This is a genomic window from Alistipes sp. UBA1686 (genome assembly GCF_002320215.1).
GTDB lineage: Bacteria > Bacteroidota > Bacteroidia > Bacteroidales > Rikenellaceae > Alistipes > Alistipes onderdonkii.
The window spans coordinates 63,933-77,821 of the sequence record NZ_DCKA01000016.1; the positions used below are offsets into that span (position 1 = coordinate 63,933).

The 13,889-nt window shown below is 63.2% G+C and carries 10 protein-coding genes; 4 read left to right on the forward strand and 6 right to left on the reverse strand.

Annotated elements, in window-relative coordinates; all coding sequences use genetic code 11:
- Positions 1–66 precede the first annotated feature (66 nt).
- The gene (locus tag B3C38_RS06895; protein WP_286726384.1) at positions 67–2,946 is read right to left on the reverse strand and encodes a PD-(D/E)XK nuclease family protein; all 2,880 of its coding nucleotides are present in this window, start codon (positions 2,944–2,946) and stop codon (positions 67–69) included.
- A gap of 86 nt (positions 2,947–3,032) precedes the next feature.
- Positions 3,033–3,740, reverse strand: coding sequence for a GIN domain-containing protein (locus B3C38_RS06900; protein WP_286726386.1), 708 nt, complete (start codon positions 3,738–3,740; stop codon positions 3,033–3,035).
- A 107-nt stretch (positions 3,741–3,847) separates the two neighbouring features.
- On the opposite strand from B3C38_RS06900, the gene B3C38_RS06905 reads away from it, so the two are divergent.
- From B3C38_RS06905 to B3C38_RS06920, 4 genes are read left to right on the forward strand one after another with little or no spacing between them, the layout of a single operon-like run.
- Positions 3,848–6,991 (forward strand): UvrD-helicase domain-containing protein, encoded by a 3,144-nt coding sequence (locus tag B3C38_RS06905; RefSeq protein ID WP_286726388.1) that lies wholly within the window; start codon positions 3,848–3,850, stop codon positions 6,989–6,991.
- Position 6,992: 1 nt separating this feature from the next.
- A complete protein-coding gene (locus tag B3C38_RS06910; RefSeq protein ID WP_286726389.1) occupies positions 6,993–8,798 on the forward strand; it encodes an ABC transporter ATP-binding protein in 1,806 nt (601 codons plus the stop codon).
- Positions 8,799–8,801: 3 nt separating this feature from the next.
- Complete coding sequence (locus B3C38_RS06915) at positions 8,802–9,872, forward strand: hypothetical protein (protein WP_022332217.1); 1,071 nt, start codon at positions 8,802–8,804, stop codon at positions 9,870–9,872.
- Positions 9,872–10,615: a hypothetical protein gene (locus B3C38_RS06920; RefSeq protein ID WP_286726391.1), complete on the forward strand. Its 744-nt coding sequence runs from the start codon at positions 9,872–9,874 to the stop codon at positions 10,613–10,615. The genes B3C38_RS06915 and B3C38_RS06920 overlap by 1 nt, the downstream gene beginning before the upstream one ends.
- Positions 10,616–10,732: 117 nt before the next feature.
- On the opposite strand, the gene B3C38_RS06925 is transcribed toward B3C38_RS06920, so the two are convergent.
- The 4 genes from B3C38_RS06925 to rpsB form a co-directional block, all read right to left on the reverse strand.
- On the reverse strand, positions 10,733–11,302 hold the full coding sequence (locus tag B3C38_RS06925; RefSeq protein ID WP_286726392.1) for a hypothetical protein: 570 nt from the start codon (positions 11,300–11,302) through the stop codon (positions 10,733–10,735).
- A 12-nt stretch (positions 11,303–11,314) separates the two neighbouring features.
- Positions 11,315–11,791 carry an RNA polymerase sigma factor gene (locus B3C38_RS06930; protein WP_286726393.1) on the reverse strand — a complete coding sequence of 159 codons (477 nt, stop codon included), beginning with the start codon at positions 11,789–11,791 and terminating at the stop codon, positions 11,315–11,317.
- Between the two features lie 135 nt (positions 11,792–11,926).
- Complete coding sequence (gene tsf, locus B3C38_RS06935) at positions 11,927–12,757, reverse strand: translation elongation factor Ts (protein WP_286726394.1); 831 nt, start codon at positions 12,755–12,757, stop codon at positions 11,927–11,929.
- A 48-nt stretch (positions 12,758–12,805) separates the two neighbouring features.
- Entirely contained in the window at positions 12,806–13,735 is a 930-nt protein-coding gene (gene rpsB, locus B3C38_RS06940) for a 30S ribosomal protein S2 (RefSeq protein ID WP_055212255.1), read from the reverse strand.
- Positions 13,736–13,889 lie beyond the last annotated feature (154 nt).

Sequence of the window (13,889 nt, forward strand, 5' to 3'; positions counted from 1 at the left end):
ACGGGCAGGCCAAAGAGCATTTCTGCCTGGACGGCTCCCCGAAGGAAGCCCCCCCCTTGCTCATCCTCACCGCTTGCAGATCACGTTGAAGTCGCAGTACTTGCAGGTATCGGCATCCTCGCACTGGCGGAACGGAACCGAGGTGTCGTAGAGTTCGGCGAGCTGCGCGCGCAGCAGTTCCTCGAAACGCTCGCGGTAAAGCGTATAGCGCGCCCCCTTCACCCCCGTTTGCTTGTCGTCCAGCTGCGGCGAATAGCCGGGGCGGTTCATGTTGCGGACGTAATAGAGTGCCGGTTCGACGTCGCAGCCGCGCGACCGGTGCAGCATCATCGCGTAGAGCAGCGTTTGCAGGATGTTCGAAAGGCGTTGTTTGCCCGTGCCCGTGAACAGGCTCTCCACGCCGTCGAATTCGAGGTGCGGCGCCCCGGTCTTGTAGTCCACCACCCTCAGCGCCCCGTCGTCGAGCGTGTCGATACGGTCAGCGATGCCGGCGAATTTCATCTCCAGGTCGCGCCCGCCCGCGCGGAAGCGGAACGGATAGGCCACGGGCTCCTCCAGCCCCGACACGGCGAAAGCATCGTGCGCAGCGTCGTAGGGCATCACCCCGCCCCGCAGGTAACGGATCACGATGTCCTTCACCAGCAGCAGGTTGCCCGAATAATCCTCGGCCGTAGCATGTTTATCCTGCAAATAGTTCTCGTTGATGGCCGCCTCGACCGCCTGCGCCACTTCGCCCGTACGGATCATCGCACGCAGGGTTTCACCGGGATGCGCCTCCCCCGCGATGCGGGCGTAAAGCGTCTGCACGGCGGCATGGAGGATCGTACCGAACATCGGGGCATCGACCTCCTCGGAAATTTCGTCATCGGCCTCCAAGCGGGCTATGGAATGGAAATAGAAGCGCAAGGGGCAGGCCACGTAGCGGAAAAACGCCGTCGGCGAGAGCGTCGCAGGGCTTTGGGCGTCGACGAAACGCTCCAGCCGGGCCATCACCCCTTCGTCCTTGGGCACCTCGATCGGCGCCGTTTCGGCCAGGTTGACGTCCACCCCCACTTCGACCTTGCGCACGTCGAAGCCGCTCTCGTAGTCCAACTGGTAGATATAGCGGCTCGGCTCGCCCGTCGACTTGTCGTCGGCGTGCGAGCAATAGAGCATGTGGACGGTCTTGGCGCGCTGGATCAGGCGGTAGAAATAGTAGGCATAGACGCCCTCGTGGTGCTCGGGCGTGGGCAGCTCGTAGGCCGCACGCAGGTTGCAGGGGATGAACGACGCCTGCGCCATATGATTGCCGGGGAAATTGTCGTCGTTCATCGAAAGGATGATGACGTTTTCGAAATCGAGGTTGCGGGTCTCGAGGATCCCCATGATCTGGATGCCCTCCAGCGGCTCGCCCTCGAAGGGGATGCGCAGCGTCTGCAAGTGCCGGCGCAGCAGCGAGGTGTAGACCTCGGCCGTAAGGTCGATATCGCACTCGTCGAGCGAGTTGCGCAACTTGGTGACCTGCTCGGCGATGACCGCCAGGAATTCGACCCGCTGCCGTGCATCGTCGCCCTCGTAGGGCTGGCGCGCCACGGCGGCGACCACGTCCAGCATGTAGTCGGACAACTCGCGCCACGTCGCGGCGGGCGTAAAGATCCGTTTCAGCAGTTCGTTGCGGCCCAGCCACGCGGCATCGACCGAAATGCGGCGGTCACGGACGATCTCCTCGTGCATCGTGCGCGTGAGTGCGGCGTCGCACTCGGCCACATAGGGGTGTGCGAGGATGCCGGCGACGTCGGCATGGTAGAACGTGCAGCCGTCGCCCTTGCGGCGGCGGTGGTTCTGCAACTCCACCAGACGCTCGACGAACGTGTAGGCCAGGCTCTGCCGCAGGGGGAAGCCCATCGTCACGTTCACCCGTCCGATGTCGGCGGGCAGGGCGTACAGCAACGGCAGCAACAGGTTCTCGTCGGTAAGCACCACGGCGGTCTCCTTGCCCAGCGCGGGCCTGGCGCCCGCGGCGATGCCGGAGTCTTCCTCCCTGCGGCGGCGGGCCAGATCGGCGAGGATCGCCGCGGCATACTTGCACTGCACGGCGTTCGAGACGGCGGCGACCGACACGATCTGCTTCTCTCCCCGCATGTTGTCGTGCCGAAGTTCCGTGCGGGGCGGGAACTGCGCCACGTTCGAACGCACGAACATACCCGCCTCCTGTTCGGGGTCGTCCTTATAATAAGAGTCGTAGTCCCAGTAAAAATCGGTTTCGGCCGCCGTGGCGAGGAACCCGAAAAGGCGCTTCTCGCACTCGGAAAGGGCGTTGAACCCCGCCACGACATAACGCCGGGGCTCGGGGAAGGCGAACCCGCCCCCGCGGATGCGGTCGGCGGCGGCGCGCTGCACCATGCCGTTGTAGGCGATGCCGAGCGACGAGAGACGCTCCCGGAAGCGGCGGTAGATGGGGCCGAGGGTCTTCCAGATCGCCAGGAAACGGCGTTTCTCCTCCGAAAGGTCGGCCTGCTCGCCGAACGAGGACCAGAACGAAAGGATGCGCAGCTGCGCGGGCGTGAGGTAGGAAATATCGGCTTCGATCTCCTTGATCTCCGAGATGTTGCGGAACAGCATCTGCGCGTCGATCAGGTATTTGTCGATCGTATCGAAGTCCGTGAGGAGCATGTCGCCCCAGAAATAGAACTTGTCGAAAGGTTCGTTGTGGTAGGCCGAGTAGACTTTGTAGAGCTCGGTGATGAGCCGCACGCGGTCGCCCGTATGCAGCCCCGATATTTCGCCCGTCAGGTCGTCGATCGTCACCCATTCGGGCTGCCACATCGGCCGCCCGGCGATACGCCCCAGGGCATCGACGAAAAACAACCGCGCACGCCGCGACGGGAAGAGCACCGCCCGTTCGGACAATCCCTCGCCATAGCGCGCATACAGGTCGGCGGCCACCTCCTCCAGAAATCCCTTCATAGCAGTTCGGACAGCCCCGGCGACTTCCCCGGCGGTATTGTCCGCCCGGGATCCGGAAGCCCCCTTCGCATTATTGTTCCATGAGACTATTCTACGTGGCTGATCTCACCGCCCATGAACTTGGCGCCGCCGCGCACGACGGCAGGCTGCCCCTTATAGGTGATACGGGCGTTAGTCGTGGTCTTGCCGATGAACCGGTCGGTGATCCACAGCGACACGTCGGCCTTGCTCTGGGCATTGACCTCGGCCGACATCACCTCCAGCCCCGAGGCCGCGACCCTGCCCGTCGAGGCGAACAGCGTCAGGTAGCTCGCCTTGCCGGTGAGCGTCGCGCTGCTGCCGCCCGTGAGCTCCATCCTGAGGTCTTTGACATCGAACGCCGCTGTGAGCGACGCCTTGCGCCCCAGCGTCAGGTCGAGCTGCACCGCATCCACCGTCTCCTCGAACACGGCTGCGGCGCCCGACAGCGAAACGGACTGCAACGTATTGTAATAGACCGTCACCTCGGTGCGGTCGGGACGGCGCGAATCGGGCCTCTCGCTGATACGCAGGGTTTTGTCCTTCACCTCGGCGCGGAATTTCGAAGTATAGGAACCTTTCGTGTCGTATACGATCTTGGGGGCCTCGGTGTCGGGGACTTTCACGAATTTGATATCCAGGTCGGCATCCACCGCGACGGCCTCGAACGTGGTCAGCCACTCGTTATGTTCCGTAGGACTTGCGGCACCCGCCTCCTGTGCACGGCCGGAGGCTGCGAAAACCAGCATCACGGCGCTCAGAATCATCTTCTTCATACATTGTAGGTTTAAATACGTCGCTAAAATACAAAATTATTGCGAACCCCGGTTTGCCGTTCGGGATTTGTTTTGTACTTTTACTACCTAAAACGACATTTCGGACAGTGAGGGCGAGAATTCTGAATGCAAGCGCGGGGTCGGGCAAGACCTACCAGTTGGCGTACAAATACGTGCGCGACGTGGTCGAACAGCCCGGCATTTACCGCCACATCCTCGCCGTGACCTTCACCAACAAGGCCACCGAGGAGATGAAATCGCGCATCCTCAAGGAGATACACCTGCTGGCCTCGGGACAGCCGAGCTCCTACCTCGACAACCTCTGCCGCGAATTGTCGCTCGATGCCGCCACGGTGCGCCGACGCGCCCGGGAGGTGCGGTCGAAGATCCTGCACGACTATTCGCGCTTCACGGTGCTGACGATCGACACCTTCTTCCAGCGCATCCTGCGCGCCTTCATCAAGGAGCTGGGCATCGACCTCAATTACAACGTCGAGATCGAAACGGCCTCGGTGCTGACCAAGAGCGCCGACACGCTCATCGAGCAGATCACCACCGACCGCGACCTGCAGCGCTGGCTCACGGACTTCGTGCAGGAGCGCATTGACGAAGGCAAGAAATGGGACATCCGCGACGGCATCCTCACGCTGGGAGGCGAGCTGTTCAAGGAGAAAAACAAGGACGCACTCTCGGCGGCCCGCCCGCGCGAGGAACTGGCGCGTATCGTGGGCGAAGCCACGGCGCACGCCGCGGCGACCAAAAAACGGATGCAGGACGCTGCGGCCGAAGCCGTGCGGATCATCGGGGACGCAGGCGCCTCGGTCGCCGACTTCCCCTACAAAGGCTCGGGCTTCGCGGCCTATTTCTACGCCGTGGCGGGCGGCAGCTTCGAGCGCTACGGAAGCCGCGCGGAGGCGGCCTGCACCCGGGACGAGGCGTGGGGAAAACCCGGCAGCACGGCACAGGGGCTGCGTCCCCGGCTGCAACCCCTGCTGCGCGAAATGTGCGGCCTCTACGATGAGAACGTCCGCGCGTGGAACACCTGCGACCTGCTGCGCGAGAACTACCGCAGCTTCGCGCTGCTCTCCGACCTCTATGCCAAGGTGCAGCAGATGTGCGACCAGGAAAACATGATGCTCCTCTCGGAGACCAAATACATCCTCTCGGAATTCATCGGCCACAACGACGCGCCGTTCATCTACGAGAAGGTCGGCAACCGCTTCGAACACTTCATGATCGACGAATTTCAGGACACCTCCGTGAAGGAGTGGGAGAATTTCCTGCCCCTGCTGCAAAACGCCATGGCGCAGAGCGAGGCGACCTCGGTGCTGATCGTGGGCGACATCAAGCAGTCGATCTACCGCTGGCGGGGCGGCGACTGGAAAATACTCCACTCGCAGGCGCAGCGGGCGCTGGGCGCGGACAGCACCGAACTGGTCAACCTCACGGAAAACTACCGCAGCCTGCCCGCCGTGGTGGATTTCAACAACAAGGCCATCGGCCGCGTGGTCGAAGCCGACAACCGGGCGCTCAACGCGACGCTGGACGAAGCCGCGGCGCGGGGCGACATGGACGCCCGCACCGCCGCCGGGCTGCGCGACACCCTGCAAAAGGCTTACCGCGAACATGCGCAGACACCCCGCCGCCTGGGCGGGGTGCCGGGCTATGTTTCGGTGGAAACCTTCGCCGAACGGCCGCCCGTCGTGGAGCGCATCTGCGAGGTGCTGGACAAGGGTTTCCGTCCGTGCGACATCATGATCCTGGTGCGCGGGGCGACCGACGGCGCCAAGGTGGCCGCCGAGCTGCTGGATTTCAAACGCCGCAACGACGACCCGCGCTACCGGTTCGATGTGATGACACAGGAAGCGCTGATCGTGGGCAACGCCCCCGTCAGTTCGTTCATCGCCGCGGCGCTGCGCCTGTCGCTCAACCCCGACGACTCGCTCAGCCGCGCCGTCTACAACCACTACCTGGGGCGCGGGTTCGACCGCCCGCTGCCCGGGAACGAACGCACCTTTTTCCGTTCGATCCGGCTGCTGTCGCCCGAGGAGGCGTTCGAGCGGATCGTCATGCGCCACGCGCTGCACGACGACAGGCAGCAGACGGCCTACCTGCAAGCCATACACGAACAGATCATCGGCTTCTGCGCCAGCAAGATCGCCGACATCTCGCTGTTCCTCGACTGGTGGGAGCAGCAGGGGCAGAACCGATCGCTGAGCGTCGACGAGAGCGCAACGACCGTCGAGATCACGACCATACACAAGGCCAAGGGGCTCGAAAAGCGCGTGGTGCTGATCCCCTGGTGCTCGTGGCAGCTCGATCCCAAGTCGGGCGGCAACGTGACGAACATCGTCTGGGCCGAGGCACAGGGCGATGCGGGCGCCGTCGGGCGCTTCCCGGTGAAATACAAGAAGGCGATGGCCGAATCGGGCTTCTCGGCGGAGTACTACCGCGAGCTGGTCTATTCGCACGTCGACAACATCAATCTGCTGTACGTGGCCCTGACACGCGCCGCCGAGTCGCTGCACGTCTTCATCCCCCGCAAGGGCGGCAAGAGCGTCGGCGGGCTGCTGCTGCAAAGCATCGGAGCCGACGGCGACAAAGCGCTGCTCGACGGCACCGAAGGGCGCCGCACCGCGACCGAGGAGGGCGAAAGGTTCGAATTCGGACTCTTCACGGGCCCCGTGCCCGGCGGCGGCAAAGCTTCCGACGGCAGGCACGTCGTGCTGGAGAACTACCCCACGGCACGCGCCGACCTGCGGCTGAGGCTCCCCTCGCAACGTTATTTCGAGGAGGAGGACGAGGTGGAACTCTCGCCCCGCAACTTCGGCATCCTGATGCACAAAGCGTTCGAGCAGGCCGACGACCGGCAACAGATCTACGAGGCCGTGCAGCGGATGCGGGACGACGGCACGCTGTCGCCCGGCGAAGCCGAAGCGCTGCGGGGGATGATCGCCCGGGCGCTGGCGCACCCCGTCGTGGGCGAATGGTTCGGGGGCGGCTGGCAGCGCGTGCGCAACGAGAACGAGATCATCGTCCCCGGCGCCGGGTCGACCCGGCGCCCCGACCGCGTGATGATCCGCGGCACGCGGGCCGTGGTCGTCGACTACAAGTTCGGAAGCCGCGAACCCGGACGCTACCGCCGCCAGGTGGGCGAATACCTCGGCCTGCTGCGGCAAATGGGCTACACCGAATGCGAAGGGTACCTGTGGTACGTGAAACTGGGGGAGATCGAAAAAGTGGAAGGATAAGATGAACGAAACCATCGGCATCATACCGCGTGCGTTCCGCCGCCGGGGAGTGTGGGTCGCCTGCACGCTCCTGCTGCGCGCAGGGCTGAATTTCCTCGGGCTGGCCATGCTGCTGCCTGTGCTGGCGCTGGTGCTCGACCCCGGCAGCCTCGAGGGCGGCGGGATGCTGGCACGCGCCTACGACGGGCTGGGCTTCGCCTCACAGCGCAGTTTCGCGCTGGCGGTCTGCGCGGCCGTGGTGGGCGTGATCGTCCTGAAGAGCCTGCTCGGGCTGTGGCTCGCCCGCGTCGAACGCAATTATATCTTCGCACTCTACCGCACGCTCTCGCGGCGGCTGCTCGTCACCTACCACAACCGGGGGCTGCCGTTCGTCAAGGCGTCGAACTCGGCCGTACTGGCCCGCAACGTCAACGTCGTCTGCCTGGCCTTCGCGGCGGGCGTGCTCAAACCCGCCGCCGCCATCGCCGCCGAGGCGATGCTGCTCGTGCTGCTGTTCGGGGCGCTGATGTGGTACACGCCCCTCGCGGCACTGCTCGCCCTGGCGGTCTTCCTGCCCTCGATCTGGCTCTATTACGGACTGGTGCGCAACCGCATCAACCGCTACGGGGAGCTGGAAAACAAGGCGCAGCGCGAAAAGGCGCGGCTCGTGGCCGAGACCTTCCGCGGCTATGCCGACATCGAGATCAACAATGCCTTCCCGATGATGCTCCGCCAGTTCGACCGGGCGATGGATCAGGTGATCCGCACGCGCCTGCGCGAAACGGCGATCGGGCTGCTGCCCCAGACCTTCACCGAGGTCGGGCTGGCCGTGGGCATGGCCCTGCTCGTGGCTCTGAGCCTCGGCGACGGCGACGGGCGGGCGCAAATGCTGTTCGGCGTATTCGCCGTGGCCGCACTGCGCCTGATGCCCTCGGTGCGCAACATCATGACCGGCTGGACGGCCATCAAATACAACCGCTACACGATCGGCATCCTGCGCGACGCCGCAGCGGACTGCCCCCCGGCGCCGGCAAACCCGGACTGCCGGGACACCCCCGGCCCGCGCAGCACATCCGCCGCAACCGTTGCCCCCGGCAATTCCGGCAATTCCGGCAATCCCGGGAACCCCGCCGCCGATACCGCCAGCTCCCCCGAAAAGCTGCCGTTCCGGCATGAGATCGCCGTGCGCGACCTTAGGTTCCGCTTCGCGGACGGCGGGCGCGAGCTTTTTCACGGCCTTTCGCTGACGATCCGCAAGGGCGAGCGCATCGGTATCCGCGGAGCCTCGGGCGCCGGGAAAACGACGCTCTTCAACCTGCTGCTGGGGCTGTACGAGCCGAGCGGGGGTGAAATCGCCATCGACGGCACGCCACTTACGGCGGCCAACCGCCGGGCATGGCAGAACCGCATCGGGTACGTCTCGCAAAACCTTTTCATCGCCGACGGCAGCTTCGCGGCCAACGTCGCGCTGGGCATCCCCGCCGGGGAGGTCGACCGGGAGCGGGTCATGCAGGCGCTCCGCGCGGCACAGCTCGGGGAGCTGGTCACCGGGCTGGCGAAAGGGATCGACACCCACGTCGGGGAGTGCGGCTGCCGCCTCTCGGGCGGACAGCGCCAGCGCATCGGCATCGCCCGTGCGCTCTACCGGCAGGCCGACGTGCTTTTCTTCGACGAGGCGACCTCGGCGCTCGACAGCCGCACCGAAGAGGAGATCAACCGCTCTATCGCCGGGCTCGCTGCACGGGATGCCGGGCTGACACTGGTCGTCATCGCCCACCGCGAAAGCTCGCTCGAATACTGTAACAGGATCATAACGATAGGAGAATAAAACATGGAATACCTCATAGCCGGCATACGCATCGACATCCCGCACCGGTTCACGACAGGCGCCTTCGGCATGGCGCTGGCACCGTTCGCGGCCGAAAACAAAACGGAAACGGACGCCGGCAGCAACCGTATGGCGGGCCCCGTGCCCGGAACGGCGACAACCGCAGCACCCTCCCCGTCGGAAACCCCGGGGACGGAAAGGAGTGCACCCCACCCTGCGACATCCCCGGCGGACACGGCACAACCAGACCTCATCCTGCACACGGGACTGCTCGCCGGCGACACGGCCGGCTATTGCGAACTCGACGCATTCGACTTCACCGACGCCGATGCCGACTGCCGTTTCGGCCGCGACACGGAGGGCTACCTGCTTACCATGACACCCCGCGACGGCAGCGCCCCGGCACGGTTTCACAAAGCCTTCGGCAGCCCCGACGCCACGAGCGACATCACCCCGGAGCACAATCCGGCGCTGTTCCGCTTCGGGCTGTGGACGATGTTCAACATCGCCGCGCTGGAACGCCGGGCGGTAGCCGTACACTCGTCGGTGATCAGCCTGGACGGGCGCGCCGTACTCTTCCTCGGCGAATCGGGCACGGGAAAGAGCACCCACACGCGCCTGTGGCGCGAGCATATCCCCGGGGCACGCCTGCTCAACGACGACAGCCCGATCATCCGGATCGCCCCGGAAGGGGCTGCCGAAGCGGCAAGCGCTCCCGCGGCAGATACGATTCCCGCCCTGCAAGGCGTTCTCGCCTGCGGGTCGCCGTGGAGCGGCAAAACCCCGTGTTACCGCAACGTAAGCCATCCGATAGCGGGCATCGTGCGGCTTTCGCAGGCACCGCAGAACCGCATCCGCCGCCTGCGTCCCATCGAAGCCATCGGGGCGCTGCTGCCTTCGTGCCCGCCGTCGTTCGCACACGACGAGCGGCTGGAAGACGCCATCTGCCGCCTCGTATCCCAAATCGTGGCGCAAGTCCCCGTCTACCACCTCGAATGCCTGCCCGATGCCGCGGCAGCCCGTCTCTCCTGCCGCACGGTATTCGGTGACGACGCCCCAAACACCCTCCGCTGATGCTGCTGACCAACCGCCTCTTCTTCGAACAGGTCGAAGCGATGCTCGCCGAAGGACACGAAGTCCAGATCCGCATGAAAGGGCACAGTATGCGGCCGCTGCTGCGCAACGAACGGGACATCGCCGTACTGACCCCGATTGCGAAATATGCCCCGGCACCTGTCCCGGCAGCCGGGGCACCTGCGGATCCCGTCCCCGAAACCCGCGCCGCCGACGGCAATGCCAGCACCGCCCGCCAGACCCGACTTTCCGGCGACACCCCCGGCACGGCACCCGACCTGCACACACCCGCCTGCGGCACCCGCCATCCGGCTCCGCCGCCGAGCGGCATCGGCGCCCTGCGGACGGGCGACGTCGTCCTGTTTCGCTGCGAAGGGCGCCATATCCTGCACCGCATCGTCGGGATCGAAACAGGCGTCCGCTGCGAAGGAAACCGTCCCGTATGCGCACCAGCCGCAGGGAATGCCCCGTCCCCTGCGGCATCCGCGGAAAACCCCGCAGAGAGGGATTCCGCCGCGGGGACACTCCGTTTCACCCTGTCCGGGGACGGTAATTACCGCACGACGGAGCATTGCCTCGGCAAGGATATCGTCGCCGTGATGACGGCTGTCATCCTGCCGTCGGGACGCATCGTCCGCACCAGCTCCCGCCGCTGGAAACGGCGGTCGCGCAGGTGGCTGGCACTCCCCCGGGGCGTGCGGCGCTTCGTCCTCCGGGTCATGTGGCGGTTCGGAATCCGGTAACCGGAGACCGGACGGCCGATAAATGCGGTTCCCGGGAAACGGCAGTCTGCAAAAAAGCACTCCAGACCGGCCAACGAAACAGCCGCCCCGGAGTGCGTCTGTTTCCAGCACAAAGCGTTACGCTTCATCGAATTCCCGCAGCTCGCGGATACGCCGCTGCAGGTCACGGATACGCCCCCACTCATGACGTGTTATCACGATGCAGGCAACCGCCGTCAGCGAGAGCAGGGCGGCGACCGTCCACCACATGCCATGCGCCGTATAGTAGCCCGCCGCATACAGCAGCATGCCTGCAACGAACAGGATTACGACGACATACTGGAAAATATAATACGCTCCGGCAAAGGCCGCATAGCGGGTCATGCGGTGTTCACACTCGACGATATCGGCATCGCAGCGCGACACCCGCAGCAGCAACCACAGGGAAAAGAACGAAGGGAGCAGACATAAAAGGTAGCCCGCCACGACCCACCAGATGAAAATATCGGATACTCCGCGGAATTTGCCGATTGCGACACATAGCGGGACAACCGCCACACCCAACAGCAGCATGAACTGTACATAGTGCAAGTACGAACCAACACGTCCCCGCAGCATACGTTCCATATCCTGCCGCCGGATCACCTGCTCCCGGTCGAGCCGTTCCGAGAGTACTTTCCATTTGAGTTTCAACTCTTCGAGTTCCATAATTCTTGAATTTTACCGGTTATACATTTTATGCAGTTTGCAGCGGATACGGGTCAGTTTCACGGCCACATTACCGGGAGACAGGCCCGTGATGGCGGCGATCTCCCCGGCGGGATGTTCTTCGAGCCACAGCAGGATCAGCGCCCGGTCGAGCCGGCCCAAGCGTGAGATCACCGCATACAGTTCGTCGAGCTGCTCGCGGGCCTGCATATCGTCGTCGCACGCCAGGTCGACCGAAAGGCGCACGCTTTGCGGACGCCGCATCCGGCGGCGGACAAACGAAATGCAGGTATACAATGCGATGCGGTATACCCACGTGGCTGTTGTGCTCTCTCCCCGGAAATCGGGGAATCCCCGCCACAGAGCCAGCACGACCTCCTGAAAATAATCGTCGATCTGCCCGCGCCCGGGTGCATAGACATAGCACACTTTGTAGATTATGCGTTTGTGATGCTCGATAAGTTCGATGAACCGCTGTTCCGTATCCATGTTTCAGCATTTTACCCCAATAGTCGCCAGGGAGTGCAAAAAAATTACGGTTGCCGATAAAAAAAGGCCGAAACCACGGTGGGTTTCGGCCTTATCGAATATATGGCGGGGCGCATCGCACCCCTTGGTGACAGATTACTCGCCCAGCGCAAAACGCTTGTAAGCGACAACCGTAGCCTCCTGGTCCGCCTTGTGGATGAACTCGGCGATCGTCTCCTTCTCGCCTACCACCGGCTGGTTCAGCAGCGTGTTCTCCTCGAAGAACTTGCGCATCTTACCCTCGGCGATCTTCTCGAGGATAGCCTCGGGCTTGTTGGCGTTCTTGGGATCCTGCTTCATGGCCTCGACGGCGATCTTACGCTCGTGCTCCACGATCTCCGCGGGGCAGTCGGCCTCCGAAATCGAAACCGGAGCCATCGCCGTAGCCTGCATGGCAACGGTGTGGGCGACCTCGGCGGGAACCTCCTTGTTGAAACCGAGGATCGTACCGAGCTTCTTGTTGAAGTGCACGTAAGCAGCGCAGTAGGGAGCCTCGATGCGGGCATAGTATGCCAGTTCGATCTTCTCGCCCGTCTGTCCCGATTTCTCGGTCACCATCTCCTCGACGGTGTGGCCTTCGGCGTTCTTCGAGGCCATCAGGGCGTCGCGGTCTGCGGCGTCGTTCTTTACGGCAACCTCCAGCATCGCGTTGGCCGATGCGGTATATTCTGCATTCTGAGCCACGAAATCGGTCTCGCAGGCCAGGCAGAGAAGGTAAGCCTTCTGGCCTACGATCTTCGTAACGACGACACCCTCGGTAGCGGTGCGGTCGGCGCGCTTGGCAACGACGAGCTTGCCTTTCTCGCGGATAATGTCCTGAGCACGTGCAAAGTCACCTTCGGCCTCGATCAGGGCATTCTTGCAGTCCATCATACCGGCACCGGTCATCTTGCGGAGCTTCATTACATCAGCAGCTTTGATTTCCATAATAATTTTCCTTTCTTTTTATTGTTAATTGATTTCCCCAAAAGGCGATTACTCGGCCTTGGCCTCGGCTACCGCTTCCGCAGCTGCCTCTTCGGCTACTGCTTCAACGGCTGCTGCTTCGGCTGCGGGCTCCTCGAACGGAGTCTCCACAGCTGCGACAACCTCGGCTACGGCGGCCTGCTCGGCATCGATGGCTGCCTTCACGGCCTTCTTGATGCGGGGCTTGCCCTCCTTCTTCACGGGAGCGTCGGCACCTGCCTCAGCCTCCTGGGCTTCCTTCTCCTTTTCGAGCTTACGCTCCTCGGTACCCTCGGCGATTGCGGCGCACATGGCTTCGAGCACCACGGCAATCGACTTGGTAGCATCGTCATTTGCAGGTATAACGTAATCAATGTCGGTCGGATCACAACAAGTATCTACCATTGCAAATACGGGGATGCTCAGGCGTTTTGCCTCCCTTACGGCGTTGGCCTCCTTCTGCACGTCGACGACGAACAGGGCGGCCGGCAGGCGCGTCAGGTCGGCGATCGAGCCGAGGTTCTTCTCGAGCTTCGCGCGCTGGCGGGAAATCTGGAGCTTCTCACGCTTGGAGAAGTTATCGAACGTGCCGTCGCTATTCATCTTGTCGATGGTAGCCATTTTCTTGACGGCTTTACGTATGGTGGGGAAGTTTGTCAGCATACCGCCTGCCCAACGCTCTGTGACGTAAGGCATACCGACGGCTGCCACCTTTTCGGCAACAATATCCTTGGCTTGTTTCTTCGTGGCTACGAACAGCACGCGGCGGCCGCTCTTGGCGATCTGCTTGATGGCTGCGGCAGCCTCATCGATCTTGAGCACGGTCTTGTGCAGGTCGATGATGTGGATGCCGTTCTTCTCCATGAAGATGTAAGGAGCCATTTTGGGGTTCCATTTGCGCTTCAGGTGACCGAAGTGCGCACCGGCTTCCAATAATGTATTAAAATCTGTACGTGACATTTTAATTCAATCGTGTTTGTTAATTTTAATTCTCTATTCTTCAACCCGACGGGTAGCGGCCTGGCCGATCCCACGGGTTTTCCGCGGCGGGGCAACCTGAAAGTAATACGCGTATAGATAATATAGGTAGTCTTTCCGGTTTGTAACCCGCACC